A 25,425-nucleotide genomic window follows, 5' to 3' on the forward strand; every position below is an offset into this window, starting at 1 on the left:
TTTTCCTACACTGCTAAAATAAATGACAGTGACGGCTGAAAATAGTGGCCCGAAAAGGAGAGAAAGTTAATGAGTGAAATTTGTCACCGTTCAAATACGCGTCCCGTACGTGTCGGTAACTTAACAATTGGTGGTAGTAATGAATTATTCATTCAAAGTATGTGTACAACCAAAACACATGATGTAGAAGCAACAGTTGCGGAAATTCTTCGTCTTGAGGAAGCGGGCTGTCAGGTTGTTCGTGTTGCTGTACCAGATGAGCGTGCAGCGGATGCGATTGCCGAAATTAAAAAACGTATTCATATTCCATTAGTAGCTGATATTCATTTTGACTATAGATTAGCATTAAAAGCCATTGAAAATGGTATTGATAAAGTACGTATTAACCCAGGTAATATTGGCCGTAAAGAAAAAGTGGAAGCTGTTGTTAATGCTGCCAAAGCGAAAGGTATCCCCATTCGTATTGGTGTTAATGCCGGCTCATTAGAGCGTCATATTTTAGAAAAATACGGCTATCCTACAGCTGATGGTATGGTTGAATCAGCTCTACACCATATTAAAATTTTGGAAGACTTGGACTTCCACGATATTATCGTGTCAATGAAGGCATCTGATGTTAATCTTGCTATTGAAGCTTATGAAAAGGCGGCGAAAGCCTTTAATTACCCGCTTCATTTAGGGATTACAGAATCAGGGACACTGTTTGCTGGTACAGTAAAATCAGCAGCTGGTCTTGGAGCCATCCTTTCAAAAGGCATTGGGAACACATTGCGTATCTCCCTTTCAGCTGACCCTGTAGAAGAAATAAAAGTAGCAAGAGAATTATTAAAATCATTTGGTCTAGCCTCTAATATGGCCACACTTATTTCTTGTCCTACATGTGGGCGCATTGAAATTGATTTAATTTCGATCGCAAATGAAGTGGAAGAATATATTTCAAAATTAAAGGTTCCTTTAAAAGTAGCTGTGTTGGGCTGTGCCGTAAACGGTCCAGGTGAAGCACGAGAAGCGGATATCGGAATTGCTGGTGCTCGTGGTGAAGGCTTACTTTTCATGAAGGGAAAAACAGTTCGTAAAGTACCTGAAGAAACGATGGTGGAAGAACTGAAAAAAGAAATTGATAAATTAGCAGCAGAAATGGAAGAAAAGCAAGCAGCAGAAGCAGCACAAAAAGCGAATGCTTAAGGAGGTGCTAGCATGAAAAAGCCTCGTTTTGGTATTGATATCGATGGGACTGTGACATGTCCAAGTACACTCATTCCACATATTAATAAGCAATACAATGTAAATATTACACTTGATGATGTTTGTGAATATGATTTTTTATCCGCCTTTCCACACCCTGTTGACCGCAGTGCATTTAATACATGGTTTAAGGAAAATGAGCCTTATATGTATGAAGTCTCTGAAGTGGCAAAAGATGCAAAAAATATTCTAACCGCTTGGAAAAATAATTTCGAGCTGTATTATATTTCTGCACGAGGTGAAAATGTAGCAAACATCACTGTCAATTGGTTTAAAACGCAAGCTATACCATACGATCATATCGAACTTCTAGGTAGCCACGATAAACTAGCTGCCGCGAAAAAGCATCATGTAGAAGCTTTCTTTGAGGATAAGCACGATAATGCGGTAATGCTGGCGGAGGAACTAAAAATCCCTGTTGTGTTATTTGACACACCATATAACCGCCTCACTGTTCCTGATAATGTTATACGAGTATATAATTGGCAGGAAGCCAATCAGTTTATTACAGATTATTTCAAATAAAGCAGAGTCGTGTTCAAACTTGGACACGACTCTTTTGTTTAACTTGTCTACTAAATCGAGTGTTACCGTTTTTTCAATTTTTCAGAGCATGCTCAAAAAATTCGGACATCATTATCAAGGCGGCATTGATGATTGCTATACCTCAAGAATTCCTCGTAGCCAACGATCCACAAAGTTTTCAAAGGTAATACCATAATTATCATAAACAGCATGATAGACAAAATAAGTTCCTAATCGATCAAGCATTTCATCATTAATTTTCATCCAAACCGCTCCCTTTCTCTCATCATTTTACTAAATCTTCAGACTTATATACTTTCCAAATGCCGAACAATCAAGTGGAGATCGCATCGTTGCAAAACCGTCACAAACTGCCGCCTTCATGCCCTTTCTTCGTATTTTTCTTTTCGTTAAGATAGTAATAACAACTTACTAGACTGGAGGGACTACTTGTGAAATGGATGACGAAGGTAGCTTGTATAACATGCATCTGTGCTTTACTAACAGGCTGTGGTGATCGATTAGCAGAAATTAGAGATGCTGCTTCAGGCATCAATTCAGCGGCCAATTCCGCAGCTAGTGCAGTTAGTCGAGATGTCCATGCCATGCGCGCTATAGACATTAACTATCAAGATACATCTTTTACAGTTAATGACCTATTTAAAACTATTTTACGTGACATCCGCTGGGATTATGACCTTGAAAAAAATGAGCTACATGTGAGAGGCACTTGGCAGCCCCCACTATTTTCTGACCAGCCCTGGGATGGAGATATGAAAGAAAAGCTAGCGGAAGCGGGCTTTGTCACGGTAACGTGTAAATTCATTGATGATAAAATCGATAGTAAGCACACAAACGTCATACTTACATATAATGAGGAAATTCTCTTACAAGAAAATGGTGAGGAAGCACTCCATCACCTATACGATACCTATTTACTTCCCTAATCTTAGTAACGTTTCTACCAGTTAACAATGGCAGAAACGTTATTTTTTTATTAAAAAAATCTTACAATTTTGAAATATTGACGCCTATCATTTGAATATATTTAGACCATCACGTTATAATCAAAGTATCACGTGATGGTTTGGAGGTGTTTGCATTGGGACAGAGAAATTAAAAATTGGCGAACTTGCAGAAAAAACAGGCATTACTAAACGAACAATCGATTATTATACCAATATTGGTTTGTTGGATGCAGAACGTTCTGCAACAAATTATCGCTTCTATGATCCAATCATGATTGAACGACTTCAATTTATTGAACAACGCAAACAACAGGGGCTCTCACTTGTAGCAATCCAACATGAATTGAACATCACACCCTATGAAGAAATCGATGTACAAATGCTTCGTTTAAAAATGCAAGATTTAGAGCATGATGTAGCTTCATTGCTAGAGCAAATGAACAAACAAGATGATAAAAAAATTGAAACCATTAAGAAAAACGTTTCACCCGAAAGTATTGCATTAATGCAATCCTTACTATTACTTATTCATAATTAGGAGGTGACGTTCTGTTTTTACAGAACGACTATTTGGAGACCATTATAAACCTATCGATTTTTACCATTTTATTAGCTTTAACAGGCTTTTTCGTAGCAACAGAATTTGCCATTGTCAAGGTGCGCTCCTCAAGACTCGATCAGCTGGTTGCAGAGGGCAATAAAAAAGCAATTGCTGCTAAGCATGTTGTCCATCATTTAGATGAATACTTATCTGCCTGCCAATTAGGTATTACAGTAACCGCACTTGGTATCGGGATGGTTGGTGAAAAAACCTTTGAATTTATGCTTCACCCACTTTTTGAAATGGTCGGCATTTCTGATAAATATATGACGATCTTTACAATTGGTACAGCCTTCGCTATCGCAACGTTTTTACATGTAGTAGTTGGCGAACTAGCTCCAAAAACGGCAGCTATTCAAAAGGCTGAAGCTATTACACTTCTTTTCGCAAAGCCAATTATGTTTTTCTACAAAATCATGTACCCATTTATTTGGTTTTTGAACGGTTCTGCACGTGTTTTAATTGGACTATTCGGCATGAAGCCCGCTAGTGAACATGAGCTTTCTCATACAGAGGAAGAATTGCGATTATTAATGTCTGAAAGCTTTAAAAGTGGTGAAATCAATAAATCTGAGCTTAAATATGTGAACAATGTCTTTGAATTTGATGAACGTATTGCTCGTGAAATCATGGTTCCCCGAACAGAAATAGTTGGTATTGAACAAAATGAATCGTTTACCCATATCATTCATACCATTGCCGAGGAAAAATATACGCGCTACCCTGTATACGATGGTGACCGCGATAATATTCTAGGCTTTATCAATGCCAAGGAGCTATTTACGCATGGGTTACTTGAACAACTTACAGACGACACATTAGTTTTAGAGGATTTCATTAATCCTGTCATTCGTGTTATTGAAACAATTCCTATTCAGGAATTACTTGTACGCATGCAAAAAGAACGAATCCATATGGCCATTTTAATGGACGAATATGGTGGTACATCTGGACTAGTAACGGTTGAAGACATTTTAGAGGAAATTGTTGGTGAAATTCGGGATGAATTTGACGGTGATGAAATTGCTGATATTCGAAAAATCACAGATCATCACTATATTTTAAATGCCAAAATGCTTGTGGAAGATGTTGAAAATCTATTAAACATTACGCTGGATGCAGAGGAAGTAGAAACATTAGGTGGTTGGTTCTTAACAGTGAATAATGGCATTAAAGCTTCAAGAAATATTGAATTAGACACCTATCTCTTTAGCATCTATGAGCAACAAGGGCATCAAATTCATTATATTGAGGTTCGACCTCTACGAAAAAGTGCACCAGTTATCACAGAAGTACAATCAACATAAGGGAATGAAACTGGTATTTATTATTCCATTATTAGCCATTCCACTATATAATGGATAACGTAATAAGATTCTAGTTTCAGGGGGCAATACACATGACATTGTTTAAGCTATATCATTCAGATGGTATTCACATTATTACCGACGTAAAAAAACACAAAACAAATATTGAATTAAAAACGGTTACAGGAGAAATTTTATATATTATCGTTGTAACAGACGAAAATTACACAGTCTATGACGATCGTTTTGCAGGAGCTTCTAAGCAATTAAATTCTGTGGAAGCCTTCGATATTGATGGTAGTTTCCGCAGTTTAGATTTCGATAATATGCGTGCCTTATTTAAGGAGGCCTTTACAAACCTATTACATGAGATTGCCTTATGTGTCAAAAATAAAGAAGAACTGGTGGATATTGATACGCTCCGCCATAAAGTAAGTGCACAGATTAAAGGCATCCATTTCCGTGTAATCTCTGATACGAAAAAATATGAGATTTAATCATCCAACAGACTGTTCCATTATGGGCAGTCTGTTTCATTTTTAATTCCACTATTGAAAGAAAAACACGTATCTTTACTTTCATGTATAATGGAACATAACAATCTGAAAAAAGGGGTGTTAGGATGAATCGTGAACAATTAATCACACTCATTTCAGAAAAACTGAAATTAATCCGTACAGAAAAAGCTTTTACACAGGATCAAATGAGTGATTTATTAGGACTATCTAAGAAAACACTTGTACAAATTGAAAAAGGCCGTATCCTAGCTGGTTGGACAACTACTGTTGCCATTTGCACTTTGTGTCGTGACAGCTCGATTTTACAGCATGAGCTTGGCGGTGATCCATTGGAGGTAGTAGATTTAATCGCGAATAATGGAACATTGCAGCCAAAGGAAAAAACAATGGGTGGATACATATGGTGGAAAAATATTCATGAGCACGATGGTTATAAACTACAGCAAAACGTTATCAGTCAGCATTTCCGCATTTTAGACAATAATAACTTTCGCCTTATTTCAACATTTGATGAACAAATCGTTAAACAAGCTTGGGACGAATTAATGATTTAATCTAATAGGTTAACAGTATAAGTATTCTAACCTGCTTCTGCTGTTAACCTTCAGCCCCTCCCCTCTCGCAAAACCCCCACCCCTGACAAATGAATAAGGAAATAAAATCTCCTTTCATATGATAAAGAAAAATAGTAGGAAGTGAATTATTTCTTCGACCATTCTATGTAAAAAGCCAGTAAAAGCTGGAAAAGTCGAAATTTGTAGAAGAATTCTCTATACTGAATAGTAATGCTTTACTATTAGGAAGGATGCTCGGAAATGAATCGAATACTAGCAATTAGTGATATACATGGAGAATTAGGGCTATTAGAAGAATTACTTTTAAAAGCAAACTACGATCCACCGAATGACCAACTTTTTTTACTTGGTGATTACGTAGACAGAGGTCCCGCTTCTAGTGGTGTATTAAATTTGGTTAATGAATTACAAGCAAAGGGTGCACGTGTTTTGCTAGGTAACCACGAGGCAATCATGCTCAATGCCTGTCGTTCTGGCCTTGCTAAGCCATGGAACCATTGGGTCGGACTATGTGGTGGAGAGGCCACACTGGCAAGCTATGGCTACCAGTTGGAAGATTTTGAGGAAGCTATTGAAAACAATACATTGCCTAGCTTTATTCAAACATTACCGAAGCTTGAAGAACATTTACAACTAATTGAAACATTTGAAATATATATTGAGTTAGAGGATGCTATTTTTGTCCACGGGGGCGTTGTTCCTGGTGTCGCTATCGCAGACACTGACCCCATGCGTTTACTGTGGATTCGTGAGGAATTTCATGCAGGTTATAATGGGGATAAAACGGTGATCTTTGGACATACCCCTACGTATAATCTTCACCAAAATCCAAAGGACTATCGTGTCTATTTCGGAGAAAATAACATCATAGGCATTGATGGTGGCGCAGTTTTTGGCGGACAGCTACATGCATTAGAGTGGCCAAGTCGCCAAATTATTTCAGTAGCTAATAAAAAACCAACAAGTAACGAATAACTTGTTGGTTTTTATTTTGAAGATTGTTTTTTCAAGCGAGCTCTATAAATCTGGACGCCATGACGTCTAGTCATCATTGATTGAATCAATATAACTTAAAGATAACCCCTACTAATGAGTATACAATGACAGTTGAAAATAGTATTGTCATATGGAAAAGTGAAAAGACAAACATTTTAGTAGCCCATTTCACTTGATCCGTATTACTATGATAGCCGTAAATACTCATCACTAACCAAGCAACACTTAAAATCAATGCCACAAGCATAATTCCAACACTTAACGAGCCAAATAAAAAGCTTGATAGAATCAATAAAACTAAATAAAAATTGGTTTGATAATACGTACGGCGCATTCCTTTGACAACGGGCAGCATAGGTACGCTGGCTGCTTCATAGTCTACACGTTTGCGGATCGCAATGGCATAAAAATGGGGCATTTGCCAAATCACCATGACAAAAAATAAACCAAGTATCGCAGGATGTGTAATATCTGTTGATACCGCAGACCAACCAATTAATGGCGGCACTGCCCCACTAATACTACCAATTTCCGTATTATAAATCGTACGACGTTTTGTCCACATTGTATAAGGGACTACATATAAAAACACACCTAATAGACCAAACGCAGCTGCTAATGGTGAAGCCAGTGCCAACACAGCTACCCCGATGATCAACATCGCAACGGCTAAAGATAGCGTCGTTTTTGCTGACATTTCCCCTGTTACAGTTGGTCGGCTTTGTGTACGAGGCATAATCGCATCAATATCACGATCATAGACATTATTAAATGCCCCTGCTGCTCCAATTACAAGGGCAGAACCGATTGTTGAAAAAATAATTTCTGGTATATTGTCCATTAACGTCATTTTATTTTTGTACATGCCTAGCGTTAAACCAGCCCACATCGGTATTAAATTGGATTTGATAATGCCAGTTTTGACCGTTTGCGCTAAAATAGCAGAGCGTGATGACTTCCCTCGTGATTTTTCGGAGGATTGCGGTTTATGCTCCGTTTTCAGATTTTGTTCCATTCATCTTAATTCCTTTTCTCCATAATTTCTACCCGCTTCCATCGATAGAAAGCGACAAAATTTGCATCTAGCACATCAAATTATTATTTTACCCCTTTTAGATTGGTTCTGTCTCTATGTTCACATAAAGTACATGTTTTCATCTAACCAACCACGCTCATTCACAACATCTTCTATGATACCACCGACTGACATGAATTTGAACCTTCTTGCCTCGATTCTTCTAATCACTATTGGAGAAAAATAATTTGATAAGTGATCTTTTTTCCATAGCAAAAAAAACCGAGACATTTATTTGCCTCGGTTGTCATTTTATTGAAGATCTTCTTGTAATTGCTGTGCTAAAAATGCTACAAGGTCACGAAGATTATCAGGTGTGACACCATGTCCATCTGGATATTGCTTAAAGGTTACCTTTGCACCAAATTGTTCAAAAATCTCCTTACTCTCCATGCCCCATTGAGAAGGAATGACATAATCATAATCACCATGAGAAATAAAAGCATGTAAATGCTCTACTGAGCGAATGGCATATTCCTCCGTTACAAATTTAGGGGTATAGCCACTTAAAGCAACGATTCCTGTCACTAAATTCCCCATGACAAAGGCAAGTGATTGTGCTAATACGGCGCCTTGGCTAAAGCCTAAGACGAATACTTTATGAGGATCGATTTGATATTCATCGATCGCTTCTAATATAAAACGTTGAAGCGCCATTAATACTTTATCAAAAATTGCGCGATCTGGTTGTCCCACCTCTTGAATCGTGAAAAAAGCATAGCCAGGATTCTGTGTAATCGGCCCTCGTAAGCTAAATATATGACATTGCTCTTGAAAATCTTGCACTAATTGTGGTAAGTCCTCTTCATGACTACCCATACCATGCAATAAAAAAATAGCAGGATATTTTTTCGTAGAATCCATTTCAGTTGGTTGTGTATGTTTAAAAGTAAATGGTGTATTCATTCAATTAAATTCCTTTCACGTAAAACTTCGTAACAAAGTTAGCATAATTTTGTTTTATTAATCAAACCATCTGTATGATAAGCAATATACCCATTTACAATACGAATTGTTTCTTCTGGGTCTGCATCAAAAAGTACTTTTGATTGCTCTGGCGTTGATACAAAAACAGTTAATAAATCCATCCGCATTGAATGACCGGCTGAGCTATATGCATAGTCATAAATGATGGCTTCCTCTGTCATGTTTTCCGTCTCATACTGCTTATGGAATAATTCCTTCGCTGCCTCCATTTGCTCTGCTACTTGCTGACGAATTCGCATCTGGTGCATTAATAACTCTTCCTCCAGCGCTGCAGGCTTTAGCCAATTTTTTGCATGAAGCATTTTTAAAAATTGTTGCTCCCAAGCCTGTTCATTCTCAGTAAAAAAGAGCATATTGACCATCAGCATATCCCAAAAGTCCTTAGTGGATGCGGCTGATTGTCGCTGCACGGCAATGGTTTCTTTAAAATGCTCTTCCACCTTCGTTATATTCATATTGCGAACTAAATGATTACATACGTTTTCAATAAATTTATTTGCCACTTCTTGTGCCATAAAAAAATCCGTCCTTTATATCTACAAATCATTTTCTTTCTTATCATACCATGATTGTGGAATATGGCAACGAACCTCTCTCAGCCGAAAAAAGATGCCTCCATTTACAGTTGGAGACATCCTACATAAATTAAGAGAACACATAGCTATCCATAGTATCCATTGTATTTTGAATGGCATCTTTCAATGATCGTTGCTGTTCTCCGCAAGAGGCTAGTGCATCCTCCAAAGCGAGTGCGGCATTCGCCATAAATGGAGCCATTTGTAAATCCTTCGCCAATTGAATAAGGACTAGTGCTTTATTCCATTTCCAACGAGGATTTATAGGATCTAGTTGAATCGCTTGCTCTAAATAACCAAGTGCATCAAAAGGCATCCAACCAAAGCGATGCATTGTCTGCCCCGTAATCCCCCAGTAGACAGCCTTATTTGGGTTTTCCTTTACTGCTTGTTGAAAGCAGTGAACACTCTCATTGTAGTGGTGAGCAAATAAAAACAGCTCCCCTTGTGTAAAAAAGGATTGAGCCCTATCGGATGGTGTGCCTGTTTTCGCAGCTTCCTCTAATTGCTGAATACGCTTGGCAAATGCCTCTTCCTCTTCTATTGCACGTATTTCCACCACCAAATCCGATTCAGGGTAGCTTTCATCAGCTCTTTCTGCATGCTGTACTTCCCCATGTGCTGTAGGCTTTGGGTAGCGATCAAGATCATATTGTTCGAATAAAGCCATGTATTTTTGTGCCCGTGCTTTTTCTTCTTCGCTTGTCACCTGCTTCGCCAATTCATAGCATTTCATCAGTTCACCGTTATAAAAATAATCATCCATTGACATTGTCGATTCCTCCAGTGTACAACTTTTCAGTATTTTTAGTATACACTACAAAAACCAAAAGAGACTGTATCAAAAGTTATTTTGATACAGTCTCTTAATGTGGAAAAGAAAACCATCCATAATAGCATTTTTGTGAAAGGTAAAAAAGGATTTCTGTTGTAGGCTACTTGCTTTCCTGTGGGCGAGCGCCGAGCCGCTTCCTCTGCTACCGCTCCGTTTAGAGGCTCGCCTGTCTCGCTATCCCACGGGACTCAAGTAGCCTTCCACCCCATAAAATAAAAATGTTAACTTTTTAGCAAAGGTTCAAGTGAAGGCATTCACTACTCTTTTATGGAGGGGTGTTGTCACACATCACTTCTCCACATTGAAAATAAGAGGCTATCCTCTCTTATAATATAAATAATGGTCTATTTTGTTCAGGAAAAGACACTTTTGCAGAAAGGTTGATTGGAGTGGAGCCAGCGTCACTCCTAGGGAATTTAGTGAACTGACCCCAAAAATTTGAACTTTTAAGAAACTCTTCGAAACTCAACTGGACTTTTTCCGTTGAGTTTTATTTTTATCCGTTCATGATTGTAGTAGTGGATATAGTCTACTAACGCTTTTTTGAATGCTTCGTAGTTCTTAAACGTTGTTGCGTATAGAAATTCTGATTTCATAATGCCAAAAAAGCTTTCTATCACGGCATTATCTAAACAATTTCCTTTCCGTGACATACTTTGCTTGATTTCATGTGTTGCCAATAACGCTTTAAAACGTGGTATTTGATATAACCATCCTTGATCAGAATGGACGATTAAGCCATTCTTTTTCGATAACTTTGTATACGTAAACGCCTTCTTAAAAGACTGTTGAACTAACTCAAAATTAGGTGATTTTGATACCTCATACCCAACGATTTCTCGATTGAATAAATCTAATACAGCGGATATATAGATTTTTTGACCGTTTATTTTAAACTCCGTTACATCGGTTACCCATTTCTGATTGGGTGCAGTGGCTTCAAAATCACGTTGGATGACATTCTCTGCGACATAGCCGACTGTCCCTTTATACGAACGGTATTTTTTAGGGCGTACCGTCCCTTTTAAGCCCAATTCTTGCATCAATCGTTGGACTGTTTTATGGTTGATGAAAAACCCTTCATTTCGGAGGGCTAAACAAATACGACGATAGCCATAACGCCCCTTATGGTAATGAAAAAGCGTCTGAATTCGTTCTTTGATCGCCTGATATTTATCTGGTTTTACCCATTTTTGGAGATGATAATAATACGTACTTTTCTTAAGTTTCGCGACTTTTAATAGAGCTTGAAGAGGAAAATCCAACCTTAGCTCATAGACAGCTCTTACTTTTTCTTGGATTTGAAGGCATCCTTTTCTTGAACTAAGGCTTTCAACTTTTTTAAATAGGCATTTTCCATCCGTAAATACTCAATTTCCGCTTTTAACTCATCCGTTGTTTTTCCATTTAAATCGGACGAAGGTGGTTGTTTTTTTGGCATTGATTGGCGCTCCTTTTCTACTTGATAGAGCACCTCACCAGCCGTTGACATCCATTGTTTTTTCCATCTCCGAATGGTTTCACGGGAAGGAATATTAAACTTCGCAGCGGTCTGAAGGAGCGAATCGCCCGTCTCTATCAGGTGTTGAATTACTTTTATTTTAAAAGAATCTTCGTAATTCGTGAACCCTTGAGGACGAATAATTCCTTCGATGCCATGATAGCGATATAATTCAATCCATAATCGAATGTACTGTCGATCCCTCTGTAATCGATTGGCAATCTGATACGTACTTTCTTTTTCTTCAAAGTAAGCTAGAACTGCGGCTAATTTTTGTTCATCAGAAATCACTACCTGCACCCCCTATAGTAGATTTTTAAGTCCAATATTTTGGGTGCAGCTCATAGCGTCATAGAGGAGACCCTGGAGCGAACGCAGTGAGTGAAGCGGCTCATCGGACGGCCCCCCTGGAAAGGACGCTGGCGGAACGGAAATCAACCTCTTACCTTGTTAAAAAGTCTTGTTCTGCTATTAACATCATCTTTTTCAACAACATGAGACTGTATCAAAAGTTATTTTGATACAGTCTCTACTTCTCTATTTCTTTAACACGACGGTATTTAAAAAAGTACGTAAATCCTCTTCTTTAAGAGCTCCTACAAAGCGATTTACTTCTTTACCACCTTCGAAATGAATAAATGTCGGTGTTGCTTCAATATTATACTTATTCCATAAATCTTCATATTCATAGACATTCAATTGTGCAACATCAACACCTAGCTCATCGGCAACTGGCATTAATACTGGTGTAAATGCTTGGCAGTGAACACAAATTGGACTGAAGAAGTAAGCATTAACCGCTTCACCAGCTTCAATTTTAGCTTCTAGTTCATCTGGTAACATAATGTTTTGATAGTTTTTATCGTCTAATTGATCGATTGTTTCTTGTTTTAGCTTTTTATCGCTGTAAGGGTTGTTTGCGCTTTCTAATTTACTCTTGTTTGAGACATTGGTAAGCACAATAATTGCTGCAAATAATACAACAATCACTGAGCCAATAATTAATAATTTTTTCACTAAAATAGTGACCTCCTTTTTTACACTAAAAGCCTAATTTTAGTGTATTCGCGTTTGATTATAAAGTGTTTTGAAAACCTAGTAAACTAATTTGCCTTTAAATGAAGATATTTCACATTTATAACATAATTTTAAGTATATTTGGGAACATACATAATGAGAGATCATGCAAATTTTGAAATGTGGGGTGATTTAGATGAAAAACTCGTTCCAGCATGTTTTTCAAATTTATACAAAGGATATCCGAAATATTGTTACCAATTGGGTCGTAGCTGTCATTATAGGTGGACTTATTTTCCTGCCTTCTCTTTACGCATGGTTGAATATTTATGCTTCCATGGACCCGTACGCCCACACAGCTAATATGAAGATCGCAATAGTCAATGAAGATAAGGGAACTACTGTTAGAGATGATGCCATCAATGTTGGAAAAGAGGTCATAGAGAATTTACGTACTAATAATAGCTTTACATGGGAGCTAGAGACGGAGAAACAAGCGCTGGCACAATTAAAAAATGGCGAATACTTTGCTGCCATTGTCATCCCCCATGATTTTTCCGAAAAGCTAACTTCCATTCTAACCGATCAACCAACGAAAGCTCATATCGATTATTATGTAAATGAAAAAAAGAATCCTATTGCCCCTAAAATTACAAGTAAAGGTGCAAGTGTCCTTACACAGCAAGTTTCGAATGAATTTGTGTCGACTGTCAATGGCACTCTTTTTTCCATTTTTAATACAATTGGCGTTGAAATGGAGCGTGACATTCCTGATTTTCGCAAATTTGAAAACTATGTCTTTACAATCGAACAGCATTTACCTGATATCAATTCATTTTTGACTCAAGCCTCTACGCAAGGGCAGGATGCAAATCAATTACTGAATCAAGCACTTACACAAATACCTCAAGTAGAACAACTTACAACAGATGGTTTAACGACCATTCAGAAGGGTTTACATTTAGTGAATGAAGCGGATGTTCTGTTTAATGAGCTGTCACCTGTTATCAAACAAGATGTAGCCACTGTCCAAACTATCGCACAACACTTTTCAGATATCATAAATAAGCTCAATAATATCGACTTAGATCCATCCTCCTTTGCTCAAACGAAGGAAGCATTGCAACAGCAATTGACAACCGCCAAAGATAACATCACTAATAGTATTCAAACGCTTGAAGCTTTGCAAAAATTAATTCAAGCTGATGCCTTAACACGACAGCAATTAGAGAAGTCTTTGACAACTATTATCAATTCTTTACAGGAAAATAATGCCGAAGAGAATCAGTCACTCATTGAACAGCTTACAACGATCCGTGAAGCCTTACAGCATCAACCAAGCTTCATTGATTCCACGACAAACGCTCTTAGCGCATTACAACAGTTACATGCTTTACATGACGATGTACTAAATAAACTGGCACAAGTAAAGCCAATTGATAAGGAAGTCATCAAGCAGGATATTGTCGCTATTCAAAACATGGCACAAAACGCAACGACTAATTTGCAGAAATTTTTATCCTATTATAATGATAGTCTAGAGCCACAAATTCGATCCACCTTAGCTAGTGCTAAACAAACATTAACAAATGCTTCGGCTATGCTGACGGATGTAAAGCAATTCATTCCACAAGCAACAGCTAAATTGTCACAGGCTAAAAATACACTAGGAACGGCTAATAATGCTATTCAAAAAATACAAACAGAATTTCCGACTTTAAGCTCAAAAATTAAGGAATTAGCGACTAAACTGCGGACACTAGAAGAGGAAGCCGATATTGCAGAGATTGTGCAATTACTGAAAAATGACGTCAATGCTGAACGCGATTTCTTTGAGGAACCTATTAAACTGCAGGAGCATCGCTTATTCCCTATTGCAAATTATGGAACAGCTATGACACCGTTTTACACTGTGCTATCTATTTGGGTAGGTTGTTTACTGTTAATTTCATTATTATCTGTGAATCTTCATGGCAATTCATCTTACAGTATTCGTGATATATACTTTGGTCGACTTTTAACATTTGGAACTTTTTCTTTTATCCAAACATTGATTATTACCATCGGCGATACATTTTTAGTAGACGGCTCTATTCAAGCACCCGTTTACTTTATCTTATTTGGTCTTTTCATTAGTCTCGTATTTATAACCGTTGTGTATACACTCGTATCCGTCTTTGGAAATGTAGGGAAAGCATTAGCTATCGTGATGCTTGTGCTACAAATTGCAGGGTCTGGTGGGACATATCCTGTCGAATTATTACCAAGGTTTTTCCAAATAATCAATCCATTTTTACCTTTTACGTATGCTATAGAATTGATGCGTGAAGCTGTAGGAGGGATAATTTGGTCCACAGTTTGGGTGGATCTCCTCTTCTTAGCAGGTTTCTGGTTCATTTTTATCCTGTTCGGCTTTTTCTTAAAGAAATTATTGAGCGAGAAAATGGAACATTTCATGAACAAAACACGTGGATTAGATATATTTCATTGATTTTCAAATAGACTGCCTGTAAATGTTTACGGAAACGATGTTATAATGGAAGTATTGTAAACATGTAGGAGGCGCTATTTTTGAAGAAAACGATTTCTATTTTTGTTGTATTGGCGTTATTATTATTAAGTGCATGTGGTAAAGATAAAAACAGTGTTGAATCGAACCATGAAGCTAATGACGCTTCACATGAAGGACATACACAAGCTTCAGGTGATATACAGGAAGAAACCGCTTCGGCTGATGTCCTTCCATCCTTTTTAGACGATAAACAGGAAAATATTCGTTTAGTCTATCAGCTTGCAGGACAATCGACAGAGGTTCTAGAATGGATGCCATGCTATTGCGGTTGTGGCGAATCAGTAGGCCATAAAAGTAATTTAAACTGCTTTATTCAGGACAAACGAGAAGACGGATCCATCGTCTGGGATGATCATGGAACACGTTGTTTAGTATGCTTGGAGATTGCTGTACAGTCCGCACAAATGCATAAAGAAGGAAAAAGCCTAAAAGAAATTCGTCAGGTCATTGATGATACTTATAAAGAAGGCTATGCAAAGCCAACACCAACTGATATGCCTGCATAAAAAAGCAAAGTCGCGTGCGACTTTGCTTTTATTTTTTCAATTGATTTTTCTTCCTTTTGCGAAGAATGATATATAGAATTACTGCGATGACAATAATCAGCCCCACAAATTCCGCAATTAAGACATAGGAGATCTCACCTTTTTTATCTACGTTTATAACGCCGTTATTAGCATGCTGATTCACTGCCACTACAAATTGTCCTTCTTTTGTTTCAATCGCAGCAGCTATCTGTGAATCCGTCTCTTTTAAATGGCTATAAAAGTCTCCCGTTATGGGAGTATCTCCAAATGAATGAATCCATAGTAAAGGCTCATTAACCTGCCAGAAATTTTTTGTTATAAATGCATATTGACCAATAGCCTCAGGTAAAAATCCTTGTTTGATGAACTGCTCAGTTGTATGCGGAATCGTGGTAGCATGTTGTGACAGCCATGTCAGATGCTCCATATCTCCCGTAAAAATAACTGCATGCTTTTGTAACTTTTCCTTTGTGACATTTTTGTCCTTCATCAGTGTGATTTGCGCCATTTTTCCATTCATCATTAATGCTTTATAAAGCGACACCATTTTTGTATCATCCATATTTTCGTTACTAGGGATGACCATTAACGTATTTTCATGAAAGGCATTGGGGAAATCACGTAATGTAAAGGTTGGCTCTGCTGTATCTTTTACAATGGACAATGTGCTGTCACTATCAATATACAGCCAGTATCGCTCATTAGTTGTTTCACACGGATCTTCAAGTTGGAAGCCCGTTACCTCAAATTGAAGATCTGTCATTGATTGCTTGTTAAGCACGTTGGTTTGGATCGGTATGATCGCCTCGTACATATCTGATGTTGTTTGTTCTAATTTTCGTAAATCTACAGCATGTGGCACATTATTAATATAAGCAATCAATTCTAATTTTCGATCCTCGTCCTCTTTACTGCTCGGTATAGTAGCAGATTTTTTTAAGATCAATCGCATCGTCGCTTCTTTATTTGCCTCTAGTTGCGGCAAGGAAACATAATAATGAGGTGTCATTGTGACTTGACTAGATAAAAGTCGGTCCTCAAAGCCAAATTGCTGGAATGGAATCGTTGTGTCGGATGTCTGTTCCACTGTCGGTACATCTTTAATCGCTACTGTATTACCGATTAATTGCTCGAATAGTCTTGCTTCGGTTAAAAATGATAGTCGATCCTGTATCGCTTGAGCATTCGAAGAGGTTACCACTAAAAGTTGAACTTTTCGATTAGAGTCTGTATTCAAAAGTTCCTGCATTGTCAGTGTCATTGCATCATCCGTAACACTTATGTTGTTTACTATTTTTTTCAATAGGCTTGTACTAAATTCGGTTTTCGCCCCGACGATAATGATTGGACCTGACGCTTTACTAACAGCATCTTCTCGTTTAATCTGTACATCTATATCACCATGTTCGGATAAAAAAGCAGCAAGCTGATAGCCACTGTTTAATGTGGCTTCAGAGGCCTGCTTCGGTAAAACAACCGTCGTGACATAGCCCTCATAACCTAAAAATGCAGCAGGATAACTTGTTAAGGACCCTGCCTGACTTTCCTCGCTGAATGCTGAAATAGATGATAATATTTCGATGCGTAACCAATTCCCTGCATTGCCTGGAGCGACGCAAATTCCTTCTTTCAGAATGCCATAAAAACTAGCTGTTATTTTATGTGAGCCTTGTAACAGTGCTTCTTTTGGAAGATTGACCGTAACAGTTTGTTTTAATAAATCGGCTCTCAATGGCACTGTTTTAAGTGCTACATCATCCACTTTCACCGTGAAGGAGGACGGTGCTATCAGTAGTTCTGAATGCTGAATTTGAAATGTCACTTGTTGATTATTTGAGGGAACATCCTCAGTTAAATTGTAGTAAAAATCTCTGGACGAAGAAGGCCCCTGTAATTCGATTGGCTGTGCTAATAACGGCTTTTTCTGCTGTTGATTGCCCTCTATTGCAATTATGTTGTCATCCACGGTAATGGTTGCCGCAACTGCATCGTTAGCAAAACATAAAAAACCAATACAAAATAACAATGAATAGAAGAATTTGGTTCTCATTATTCTGCTCCTTTATCTGATTGCTTGGAAAAACGCTCTGTTTTATACCATTGAACTTCCTGCCCTGTAAACATGCGTTTTATTTCTAATAGTAATGACCAAACGACTAGCACGATCCACATTTGCGAATAGGTAAAATACATAAGTATGACATAGAAGAAATTTTTTCGATTCATTTCTGTTTTTTCAATACTTAAAGTAATCATAACTTCGCCTAGGAAAAGTAAAAAGGCTAATACCCATAAAACAAGGGCAATATCGCCAACGGTCAAACCAATATCATAAAATAAATTAATGATAAACAAAGTATTGGATAGTATAACGCCAAAGAAAAATAAGAAATACGTAAAGAAGAAGTAAAATAAATCAAACATAATACTTTTTCTTTTTAAGGTAAAAAATTGACTCAAGAACTTTAGCACTACATATTGATTGCCCCTTGCCCACCTTGTGCGTTGCTTCCACCATACTTTTAATGTTTCTGGCTCTTGCTCCCATGTAATTGCCTTTGGGAAAAAGCGGATGTGGTAGCCTAAATTATAAACACGAATGGTCAGCTCTGTATCTTCTGCTAATGCTTTTACATCCCAACCACCTAATTGCTCTAAAACAGTGCGCCGGATAGCAAAATTAGTGCCAGGTATGGTAGCCACCTTAAACCATTTCCAACGCCCTCCCTGAGCCATCCATTGGAAACATATCGTTTCAATATTAATAAAGCGTGTCAACCACGTTTCCGCTGCGTTGATAACACGAAACTTCCCTACCGTAGCAGCTGCTTTCGGATCATTTATTAATCCCATCACTAAATACCAAACTGCCATCCGTTCAGGAGTATTATCAGCATCATAGACCACTACGATATCGCCTGTTGAATCAGCAAGTGCCGAATTTAACGCAGAGGATTTCCCTTTCCCCTTGTTCGGCTCTACTGTTTCAATCACACGAATAAATGGAAATTTCTTAGCGTATTGCTCTGCAATCGCACCTGTTTCATCAGAGGAATTATCATTAATGACAATCACCTCTAGTTGATCTTTAGGATAATATAAACGAGACATGGCCCTTAGTGTCTGGTCGATCACGAGCGCTTCATTGTGAGCAGGGATAAAGATACTAACAGAAGGAACTTTGTCCATTTTTTTAGCCCATTCATCAATCGGTTTTTCAAATGTACGAAAGTGTAAATAACCACCCTCCATTAAAAACATATGATAAAGTAACATGATCCAAATGAGGAAAAGTGAAATAAAAAATAATGTATTAGCCATTTGTTTTCCTCTCCTCAAATAATCTCTTACGTAATGTGATACGTAAACGTAAGGTACTTATAAAAAATAATGTAACAAATAGGGAAACAATGAAAACGAGCGCCCATAATATTAACTCAAATGGTCGTTCATCAAATGAAATTTTTAATCGTTCTAAGTTCGAAAACGATAAGTGAATAGTTTGTTTACCCTTTTCATCCTGCACAATCGAAACGTTCTCTGATGTTACTTGCTGTTTCGTATGACGGAAATCGAAAAATTCGATTTGTGGATGTTCCCTTAAATAAGCTACAAGATCCTCTACATAGGAAGCATTTAAATAGGCTGGATATTGAATACCAATGATGGAGCTAGGCACTTTTAATAATCGATCTATTTCCTGTTGGACAGGATATAGAGGAAGATTGTCCGTACTGTCAATAGACCCAACCGTCATCGGGTAAATGATGCGATTGTCAATTTTCGATAGATATAATTGTTGATTTCCTTGTTGTATACTCCCTTTAAATAAGGGGCTATCACCATTGATGACTGTAGGATAAATTTTACGAAGTACTAAATAATCAAGACTTCTTTCAGTTGGAATAGTAGTGGATGATGAAAGAATAAATGGATAATTTTCCTTTTGCAATTGTTGCAAATAACTTAATAATTTTTTATTGTCGTGCAAGTGATAGGATTTTTTTTCATGCTCATCCATGAAAATGGGTGTGACTTCAAGAGCAATGGGTATTTTTTTTTCAGAAAATCCCATCACTACCTCTTTTAACTTTTGCACATCTGTTTTCATATTAATATCTGTTAACACAATATAGCCAGGATGTATCTGTGGCTTGGGTAATTGTAAAAGCTCGCCTATAATAGCAGGCCATTGATAGGACCATGTATCTTTATTGATGAATTCTCCAATAAATGACCATTTGTCCTTGCTGATGATAAAAGGATAGGATTGGTTTACTGATAAAGCCCTCTGGATTATTTTTGAATCATCGGTTGGTAGTAAACTGTTCCACCGCACAGGGCTGTGTAAACTTTCTTCTCCTATCGCTCTAAGTTCCACTACTGGACCTTCCTGCCATTTGGAAAAGGGTGCAAATTGAAGCGCATTGTCACCTATCAACAGTACGAACCCTTTGAATTGATTCAGTGCAGACAGTGCTTGTGGAGGAAGTTTTGTTGGGTAGGCGTTCATTACAACGACGCGTTTGTATGGTTGCAGCTTTTGTTTGTTGATATCTTCTATCGAAACAACATCTACTGATGTGTAACTCTGCAATATGGCTTGCAATGCGATTACATCCTCATTTGGCTGTTGGTTACTTGTGACATAGATCAAAGCTACGTCCTTATCAGAATCGGCTGCAAAGACCAACTCTTGGTTGATGAAAGTATAAAAACAAAGCATGCCAATGGCGAACCATAAACGATAGTTAGAGCGCACTTGTTTTCATCTCTCTTTCCAGTTCTTCTAGTAATTCATCAAATGTTGATTCCTTCAGTGGATGATAGGTAAAAAAGCTTGTTTTATAACGGAGCGTCACCCATTTTTCATTTAACAATTGGTGATTTTTTAAAGCCTGGTCCAATTTGTCATAAATAACTTCCATATGCTCATCCGTCGTATCAATTAGCAGTAAGCCGATATGGTCTTCACGAAATCGAAATTTTTTATCTGTCTGCCTAACAGTTTGTTGAATCCTTTGAGAGAGCTGTTGCCATAAATGTTGGACTTCTTTCGCTCCATAAAGTTGTTGGAACTTGCGATAATTTTCAATCTTCAACACCATAAAAACAAAGGTATGCTTATGTCGATCCGCTCGTCGCATTTCCTCATTGACACTAATATACATACGTGTCTCATTATCAAATCCAGTTTCAACATCAATCGCTACATATTTTCTAACATCTTCTTGCAACTTTTTTAAATAGTTTTCCTGTTCTTTCATTAATTCATGCATCTTACCAGCACAAAGAATGAGCAGCAGCAATATGATGCCATATATGAAAAATATCTGCATAGAGAAGGTAGAATTTAAAAATGTCATGGATCCAGATATTCCTGTATAGAGAAGTGTTGATCCTGTAATAAAAATAAAGACAAGGCTACTGATAAACCCAAATACCGTCCCTCTCCAAAGGGTGAGAACAAGTAAGAGCATTAAAAACATGTATAGTAATAAGCCTTCAACATCCTGTCGCAATAAAAAATAAGCAGGTATTTGCAAGAGTAAAATAAGAATGGTCCCATATACCAAAATTGCTCTATTTTTAGTCATTGTTGTACGCATTTTCTACCTCCCTTTCTGCTAATAGTGGTAGTAAATTATCAAAACTATGCGTTGACTGCGTTTTTTTATCAACATAGCCTGTTGTAGGGTCTTTCAAAGCTGACATTTTTTCGATGAACTGTTGTGCTAATTGCTTCTCGTTTAAGGCAATCATATAACGAGCTGCCATTGCATAAACGGCTGGTGATTCATAGCTAACTGTTGATTCGTTTGTTTGTGCATTGTATCGACCATACAATTTATCGTCTCTTTTTAGAAGGTTTAACAGCCAGTTTTTAAATGCGGCTGTATCTCCATTCATTGAAGCCAGATGATAAGCCGTATACAACTGATCAATCATGTGTAGTTCCTCGTCAAACACATAGCTTTTAGAAGGAATATCATAATATTTTGGAAAGAACCCTGCCTCAGTAAGTGGCGCATTTTGCAAAATTGCTAACTGATGCTGAACTTGTTGTTGTGATAACACATCATATTTTTCCATTTCTTTGAAAGCAGAAGGCATAATATAGCTAATTGTTAGTGTCTGGGCTTTATCATGAGTATAAACATCCACATAATCGACAAATAGATTTTGATTCATCCCATATTGAACTAACTGATCTCCCATGTTTTTACCCAATTGTATGTAAGACGAATCATGCCATTTTTCACCTGCTTCCAGTAAAACACGAATGATTCGTAAATCATCAATCAGGGCGTTTACCGTAGCTTTTTTTGAGCCCTCTATTCTCCAGACAATCATATCATTTGTTAAAAAATAGGATTTCATGACATTCACCTGGTCATTGAAACGAGCTTGATCGTCTTTTTCTAATAGGTACGCAAGCCATAACCCTACTGATTCTGATAAAAATAAATCCTTTTGGTTTGTTAAATCTGTGCTTAACAACCCTTTATCATTTAGTAAATCTTGAATAACAAACTGTTCCGTTGGTGAAAGAGGTTCTTTTTGAACAGTCATTTCTTTGGCCGTACAACTAATCAAAAAAAGAACAACACTACCTATAAACAGCAACCATTTATTATTTTTACGCATTGTCATCATCCTCATTAATCGTTATTTCCCTATAATGAAATCCCGCCTTTTTATTATAGTATACAATAATTAGAATGGCGAAGCTTTTATAAGAGTAGTGTCCTACGCGTATCTGTTTCCATAAAAAAAAGATGTCCGAAAAAGGTCTATAGACCCATCGAACACCTACCATATTTATATAAAATCATTATATTTTTGTACATTATTATTAAAAGCAAAAATTATTATTACAAAGATTGCATGTTCCAGACCAATTGTTTCAATTTTAGTTTCCTTTTACTTCACTAACTGTAAAATTGTTTTAAAATGTTCATGGTCTGCACGTTGTAACAGCTCGTATAAAATCATCTCTGTGCTCGTTGGATAAATACCAAGTGCATTCATCTTAGTTAGCCCGATTTCTTTATTTGCCTTTGTTCGAGAAGACACAGCATCTACCACGACTTCCACTTCAAATCCTTGTTCCTTCAATTGTCTCGCCGTTTGGTACACACATATATGTGTTTCGATACCCGTGACAATAAATTGTGAACGTCCGCTTTCCTTCATCGCCTCCACAAATGCCTCTTCCTGGCAAGCACTAAAAGCCATTTTAGCAATGGGTTGCCCTTGTAAATGCTGGGCTATATCCAGTGCTGTTCCACCTAAGCGACTTGGATTTTGTTCGAGCCATAAAATAGGTACTTCAAGTGCTTGCATGGCTTGTACCAACTTTGCTACATTGTCAATCATCGCTTCACTGTCATCCACAATTGTCGCTAACTTTCCTTGTACGTCCACAACCACTAAACAAGCTTTCTCTACTGTAAACATTTTGAACACCTCTTTTTCCTATTCTCTCTTATGATTATACAAAATCTTGCTTTACCTGTCGTAAAGTAAGAAGTCCCTTTCTTCAAAAATAGAGAGTACTGCAATCGATTTTGCTTGTTTTGGTGCTTTTTATACATTTTATCTATAATAGTAGAATAATTCACATAACTTTAAACACGAACATTGAATGAATTAAATCACAACAATATGTATAAATCACGAAATATATAACTTATTTATTTGACCAAAACTTCTTTTCATTCGTATTTAACCTTCAAAACAGACTTAAATGTGACCATTTTGTTGCGAGTCTGTCGCTATTCTGCTCAAATATTAAGAATTTTATTTTTTCTCTTGAAAATTGGGGTATAATCCAGTAAAGTTCTGTTATTAACCAAACAAGGAGTGTACCACTTTGACACAACGTGCATACAATTTCAACGCAGGTCCATCTGCACTACCACAAGAAGTATTAGAAAAAGCTCAAGAGCAATTAGTAAACTTCCGTGATTCAGGTATGTCCATTATGGAAATGAGTCACCGTAGTGCTATTTTCGACGAAGTACATAACGAAGCCATTGCTTTATTAAAAAAACTTTATGCCATTCCAGAAAACTATGAGGTGCTATTTTTACAAGGTGGCGCAAGTCTTCAATTTACTATGATCCCTATGAACTTCTTAACAACTGAGCAAAAAGCTAGCTATGTATTATCAGGCTCATGGTCTGAAAAAGCTTTTAAGGAAGCGAAATTGTTTGGTACACCTGTTGAAGCTGCAAGCACAAAAGAAAACCAATACCGCAATATTCCTGCTTTAGCAGACATTCAATTCAATGAAGATGATGCCTATGTACACATCACATCGAATAATACGATCTACGGTACACAATGGAGTAATTACCCTGACACAGGAAATGTTCCATTAATTGCCGATATGTCTAGTGATATTCTGTCAAAACCAGTGGATATTGAAAAATTCGGAATCATCTATGCAGGCGCTCAAAAAAACCTTGGTCCATCAGGGGTAACGGTCGTCATTATTCGCAAAGATCTGCTTGAGAAAGCCAATAAAAATATCCCAACAATGCTGAAATACACTACACACGCTGATAGTAATTCACTATATAATACGCCACCGACATTTGGTATCTATATGCTAGGAGAGGTGTTAAAGTGGGTAGAAGCTAAAGGTGGCGTAGCTGCAATTGAAAAACACAATGAATTAAAGGCCAAAGTGATTTATGATGCCATTGACAATAGTAATGGCTTCTACAAAGGTCATGCGGCTTCAGATAGCCGTTCTTTAATGAACATTACATTCCGTGTTGCAGATGAGGAGCTTGAAAAGCAATTCCTTGCAGAGGCGAAGGCAGCAGGCTTTGTAGGGCTAAACGGGCATCGATCTGTAGGTGGCTGTCGTGCTTCCACTTACAATGCAGTGCCTCTTGAGGCTTGTGAGGCTTTACGAGATTTCATGGTAGCGTTCCAACAAAAACATCAATAGACTTATACTAAACGACGACGAATTACGTTTCTGTAATGACTCGTCGTTTTTTGTTTAAAAAAATCATGCAAATCTATCCCCCTACAAATCATTTGAATTAGATATTTATAGCAATTTTTCAGCTTAGGGCTTTACACAATGCAAAAGATTTTGAGAAAAATATAGATTTTTAAGCTGCCTATCGGACATATCGCCAGCCTCTAGTTATGCACCAAACATAGATTATTAGTGTAAGGGTTACCCTTACGAAACTAGAGGAAGGGAGGTCTAGACGATGGAAGATAAACGATATACGACACAGATGAACTGGCAAGGCTGTAAATGTCCTAAAAAGGTTGAAAAATGCTGTCAACGTAAAGTTGAGAAATGTCCTTGTCAAAAAGAGGAAAAATGTACACCAAGAATGAGCAGCAACTGTAGAAGTTGTATTTGTCAACAATTAAGAAAATTAGAGCTTGCTACTACACTAGATATCTTCTTATCTGGAGGTATTAGCTTCTTAGGTGTGACTTTCATTTCTTTCGATCCACGAACTTGCTGTGCATACTTCCTTGAGCCAGGTGCAGCACCTGCTTCTCCTTTAATTGTAGATTGTAATAAAATTGTTGCGATCCGTAGAGTAGCAGTAGCTTAATA

General features: G+C 37.4%; 26 protein-coding genes. 12 read left to right on the forward strand and 14 right to left on the reverse strand.

The annotated features are described in order from the left end of the window. The first annotated feature begins 78 nt into the window (after positions 1–78). Both ispG and NST76_RS14210 read left to right on the forward strand, forming a co-directional pair. The gene (gene ispG, locus NST76_RS14205; protein WP_170829863.1) at positions 79–1,185 is read left to right on the forward strand and encodes a flavodoxin-dependent (E)-4-hydroxy-3-methylbut-2-enyl-diphosphate synthase; all 1,107 of its coding nucleotides are present in this window, start codon (positions 79–81) and stop codon (positions 1,183–1,185) included. A 12-nt stretch (positions 1,186–1,197) separates the two neighbouring features. Further along, positions 1,198–1,770 (forward strand): nucleotidase, encoded by a 573-nt coding sequence (locus tag NST76_RS14210; RefSeq protein WP_036120338.1) that lies wholly within the window; start codon positions 1,198–1,200, stop codon positions 1,768–1,770. A 135-nt stretch (positions 1,771–1,905) separates the two neighbouring features. On the opposite strand, the gene NST76_RS14215 is transcribed toward NST76_RS14210, so the two are convergent. Then, positions 1,906–2,034, reverse strand: coding sequence for a hypothetical protein (locus NST76_RS14215; RefSeq protein ID WP_255358828.1), 129 nt, complete (start codon positions 2,032–2,034; stop codon positions 1,906–1,908). Positions 2,035–2,231: 197 nt separating this feature from the next. Here NST76_RS14215 and NST76_RS14220 point away from each other — a divergent pair, with 197 nt between their 5' ends. The 6 genes from NST76_RS14220 to NST76_RS14245 all read left to right on the forward strand — a co-directional run bounded on the left by NST76_RS14220 (position 2,232) and on the right by NST76_RS14245 (position 6,714). Continuing rightward, entirely contained in the window at positions 2,232–2,717 is a 486-nt protein-coding gene (locus NST76_RS14220; RefSeq protein ID WP_230593778.1) for a hypothetical protein, read from the forward strand. A gap of 175 nt (positions 2,718–2,892) precedes the next feature. Continuing rightward, complete coding sequence (locus NST76_RS14225) at positions 2,893–3,276, forward strand: MerR family transcriptional regulator (RefSeq protein WP_080717047.1); 384 nt, start codon at positions 2,893–2,895, stop codon at positions 3,274–3,276. A 32-nt stretch (positions 3,277–3,308) separates the two neighbouring features. Further along, positions 3,309–4,646: a hemolysin family protein gene (locus NST76_RS14230; protein WP_036120348.1), complete on the forward strand. Its 1,338-nt coding sequence runs from the start codon at positions 3,309–3,311 to the stop codon at positions 4,644–4,646. 92 nt (positions 4,647–4,738) lie between these two features. Further along, positions 4,739–5,143 (forward strand): hypothetical protein, encoded by a 405-nt coding sequence (locus tag NST76_RS14235; protein WP_036120352.1) that lies wholly within the window; start codon positions 4,739–4,741, stop codon positions 5,141–5,143. Between the two features lie 125 nt (positions 5,144–5,268). After that, on the forward strand, positions 5,269–5,718 hold the full coding sequence (locus tag NST76_RS14240; protein ID WP_036120355.1) for a helix-turn-helix domain-containing protein: 450 nt from the start codon (positions 5,269–5,271) through the stop codon (positions 5,716–5,718). Between the two features lie 261 nt (positions 5,719–5,979). Continuing rightward, positions 5,980–6,714 carry a metallophosphoesterase gene (locus NST76_RS14245; protein ID WP_342544061.1) on the forward strand — a complete coding sequence of 245 codons (735 nt, stop codon included), beginning with the start codon at positions 5,980–5,982 and terminating at the stop codon, positions 6,712–6,714. A gap of 85 nt (positions 6,715–6,799) precedes the next feature. On the opposite strand, the gene cyoE is transcribed toward NST76_RS14245, so the two are convergent. From cyoE to NST76_RS14280, 7 genes are all read right to left on the reverse strand, one after another. After that, on the reverse strand, positions 6,800–7,750 hold the full coding sequence (cyoE, locus tag NST76_RS14250) for a heme o synthase (protein ID WP_036120361.1): 951 nt from the start codon (positions 7,748–7,750) through the stop codon (positions 6,800–6,802). 312 nt (positions 7,751–8,062) lie between these two features. After that, the gene (locus tag NST76_RS14255; RefSeq protein ID WP_058844801.1) at positions 8,063–8,716 is read right to left on the reverse strand and encodes an alpha/beta fold hydrolase; all 654 of its coding nucleotides are present in this window, start codon (positions 8,714–8,716) and stop codon (positions 8,063–8,065) included. 38 nt (positions 8,717–8,754) lie between these two features. Continuing rightward, positions 8,755–9,312 (reverse strand): hypothetical protein, encoded by a 558-nt coding sequence (locus tag NST76_RS14260; RefSeq protein WP_058844802.1) that lies wholly within the window; start codon positions 9,310–9,312, stop codon positions 8,755–8,757. A gap of 130 nt (positions 9,313–9,442) precedes the next feature. Next, complete coding sequence (locus NST76_RS14265) at positions 9,443–10,144, reverse strand: O-linked GlcNAc transferase (RefSeq protein WP_058844803.1); 702 nt, start codon at positions 10,142–10,144, stop codon at positions 9,443–9,445. A gap of 509 nt (positions 10,145–10,653) precedes the next feature. After that, positions 10,654–11,508 carry an IS3 family transposase gene (locus NST76_RS14270; RefSeq protein WP_342545271.1) on the reverse strand — a complete coding sequence of 285 codons (855 nt, stop codon included), beginning with the start codon at positions 11,506–11,508 and terminating at the stop codon, positions 10,654–10,656. Further along, positions 11,493–11,999, reverse strand: coding sequence for a helix-turn-helix domain-containing protein (locus NST76_RS14275; protein ID WP_180957841.1), 507 nt, complete (start codon positions 11,997–11,999; stop codon positions 11,493–11,495). Before NST76_RS14275 ends, NST76_RS14270 begins: the two co-directional genes overlap by 16 nt. Before the next feature lie 246 nt (positions 12,000–12,245). Continuing rightward, positions 12,246–12,725, reverse strand: a complete 480-nt coding sequence (locus NST76_RS14280; RefSeq protein WP_342544064.1) for a thioredoxin family protein — start codon at positions 12,723–12,725, stop codon at positions 12,246–12,248. Between the two features lie 196 nt (positions 12,726–12,921). On the opposite strand from NST76_RS14280, the gene NST76_RS14285 reads away from it, so the two are divergent. Together NST76_RS14285 and NST76_RS14290 are read left to right on the forward strand one after the other, a co-directional pair. Further along, the gene (locus NST76_RS14285; RefSeq protein ID WP_058844125.1) at positions 12,922–15,216 is read left to right on the forward strand and encodes a YhgE/Pip domain-containing protein; all 2,295 of its coding nucleotides are present in this window, start codon (positions 12,922–12,924) and stop codon (positions 15,214–15,216) included. An 80-nt stretch (positions 15,217–15,296) separates the two neighbouring features. Then, positions 15,297–15,803 carry a PCYCGC motif-containing (lipo)protein gene (locus tag NST76_RS14290; RefSeq protein WP_036120389.1) on the forward strand — a complete coding sequence of 169 codons (507 nt, stop codon included), beginning with the start codon at positions 15,297–15,299 and terminating at the stop codon, positions 15,801–15,803. A gap of 28 nt (positions 15,804–15,831) precedes the next feature. Here the strand turns inward: NST76_RS14290 and NST76_RS14295 are convergent, their stop codons facing one another. The 6 genes from NST76_RS14295 to NST76_RS14320 all read right to left on the reverse strand — a co-directional run bounded on the left by NST76_RS14295 (position 15,832) and on the right by NST76_RS14320 (position 23,285). After that, a complete protein-coding gene (locus tag NST76_RS14295) occupies positions 15,832–17,874 on the reverse strand; it encodes a cellulose biosynthesis cyclic di-GMP-binding regulatory protein BcsB (protein WP_058844124.1) in 2,043 nt (680 codons plus the stop codon). Further along, on the reverse strand, positions 17,874–19,145 hold the full coding sequence (locus NST76_RS14300; protein WP_058844123.1) for a glycosyltransferase family 2 protein: 1,272 nt from the start codon (positions 19,143–19,145) through the stop codon (positions 17,874–17,876). The genes NST76_RS14295 and NST76_RS14300 overlap by 1 nt, the downstream gene beginning before the upstream one ends. Next, positions 19,138–20,586, reverse strand: a complete 1,449-nt coding sequence (locus tag NST76_RS14305; protein ID WP_231745033.1) for a DUF2334 domain-containing protein — start codon at positions 20,584–20,586, stop codon at positions 19,138–19,140. Before NST76_RS14305 ends, NST76_RS14300 begins: the two co-directional genes overlap by 8 nt. After that, positions 20,576–21,433 carry a diguanylate cyclase gene (locus NST76_RS14310; RefSeq protein ID WP_342544065.1) on the reverse strand — a complete coding sequence of 286 codons (858 nt, stop codon included), beginning with the start codon at positions 21,431–21,433 and terminating at the stop codon, positions 20,576–20,578. Before NST76_RS14310 ends, NST76_RS14305 begins: the two co-directional genes overlap by 11 nt. Beyond that, on the reverse strand, positions 21,414–22,472 hold the full coding sequence (locus tag NST76_RS14315) for a glycosyl hydrolase family 8 (protein WP_231745032.1): 1,059 nt from the start codon (positions 22,470–22,472) through the stop codon (positions 21,414–21,416). The genes NST76_RS14310 and NST76_RS14315 overlap by 20 nt, the downstream gene beginning before the upstream one ends. Positions 22,473–22,748: 276 nt before the next feature. After that, positions 22,749–23,285, reverse strand: coding sequence for a hydrolase (locus NST76_RS14320; protein ID WP_036120402.1), 537 nt, complete (start codon positions 23,283–23,285; stop codon positions 22,749–22,751). 415 nt (positions 23,286–23,700) lie between these two features. Between NST76_RS14320 and serC the strand changes: the two genes are divergently transcribed. After that, positions 23,701–24,789: a 3-phosphoserine/phosphohydroxythreonine transaminase gene (gene serC, locus NST76_RS14325; protein WP_036120405.1), complete on the forward strand. Its 1,089-nt coding sequence runs from the start codon at positions 23,701–23,703 to the stop codon at positions 24,787–24,789. Positions 24,790–25,063: 274 nt separating this feature from the next. Continuing rightward, positions 25,064–25,423: a hypothetical protein gene (locus NST76_RS14330; RefSeq protein ID WP_036120408.1), complete on the forward strand. Its 360-nt coding sequence runs from the start codon at positions 25,064–25,066 to the stop codon at positions 25,421–25,423. The last annotated feature ends 2 nt before the right edge of the window (positions 25,424–25,425 follow it).

It is taken from the genome of Lysinibacillus sp. FSL W7-1291 (genome assembly GCF_038593415.1).
Taxonomy (GTDB): domain Bacteria; phylum Bacillota; class Bacilli; order Bacillales_A; family Planococcaceae; genus Lysinibacillus; species Lysinibacillus fusiformis_D.

Coding starts and splice junctions, on each gene's coding strand:
- NST76_RS14210 (WP_036120338.1), top strand. CDS start 1,198: ATGAAAAAGCCTCGTTTTGGTATTGATATCGATGGGACTGTGACATGT.
- NST76_RS14215 (WP_255358828.1), bottom strand. CDS start 2,034: ATGAAAATTAATGATGAAATGCTTGATCGATTAGGAACTTATTTTGTC.
- NST76_RS14220 (WP_230593778.1), top strand. CDS start 2,232: ATGACGAAGGTAGCTTGTATAACATGCATCTGTGCTTTACTAACAGGC.
- NST76_RS14235 (WP_036120352.1), top strand. CDS start 4,739: ATGACATTGTTTAAGCTATATCATTCAGATGGTATTCACATTATTACC.
- NST76_RS14240 (WP_036120355.1), top strand. CDS start 5,269: ATGAATCGTGAACAATTAATCACACTCATTTCAGAAAAACTGAAATTA.
- NST76_RS14245 (WP_342544061.1), top strand. CDS start 5,980: ATGAATCGAATACTAGCAATTAGTGATATACATGGAGAATTAGGGCTA.
- cyoE (WP_036120361.1), bottom strand. CDS start 7,750: ATGGAACAAAATCTGAAAACGGAGCATAAACCGCAATCCTCCGAAAAA.
- NST76_RS14255 (WP_058844801.1), bottom strand. CDS start 8,716: ATGAATACACCATTTACTTTTAAACATACACAACCAACTGAAATGGAT.
- NST76_RS14260 (WP_058844802.1), bottom strand. CDS start 9,312: ATGGCACAAGAAGTGGCAAATAAATTTATTGAAAACGTATGTAATCAT.
- NST76_RS14265 (WP_058844803.1), bottom strand. CDS start 10,144: ATGTCAATGGATGATTATTTTTATAACGGTGAACTGATGAAATGCTAT.
- NST76_RS14285 (WP_058844125.1), top strand. CDS start 12,922: ATGAAAAACTCGTTCCAGCATGTTTTTCAAATTTATACAAAGGATATC.
- NST76_RS14295 (WP_058844124.1), bottom strand. CDS start 17,874: ATGAGAACCAAATTCTTCTATTCATTGTTATTTTGTATTGGTTTTTTA.
- NST76_RS14300 (WP_058844123.1), bottom strand. CDS start 19,145: ATGGCTAATACATTATTTTTTATTTCACTTTTCCTCATTTGGATCATG.
- NST76_RS14310 (WP_342544065.1), bottom strand. CDS start 21,433: ATGCGTACAACAATGACTAAAAATAGAGCAATTTTGGTATATGGGACC.
- NST76_RS14315 (WP_231745032.1), bottom strand. CDS start 22,472: ATGCGTAAAAATAATAAATGGTTGCTGTTTATAGGTAGTGTTGTTCTT.
- NST76_RS14320 (WP_036120402.1), bottom strand. CDS start 23,285: ATGTTTACAGTAGAGAAAGCTTGTTTAGTGGTTGTGGACGTACAAGGA.
- NST76_RS14330 (WP_036120408.1), top strand. CDS start 25,064: ATGGAAGATAAACGATATACGACACAGATGAACTGGCAAGGCTGTAAA.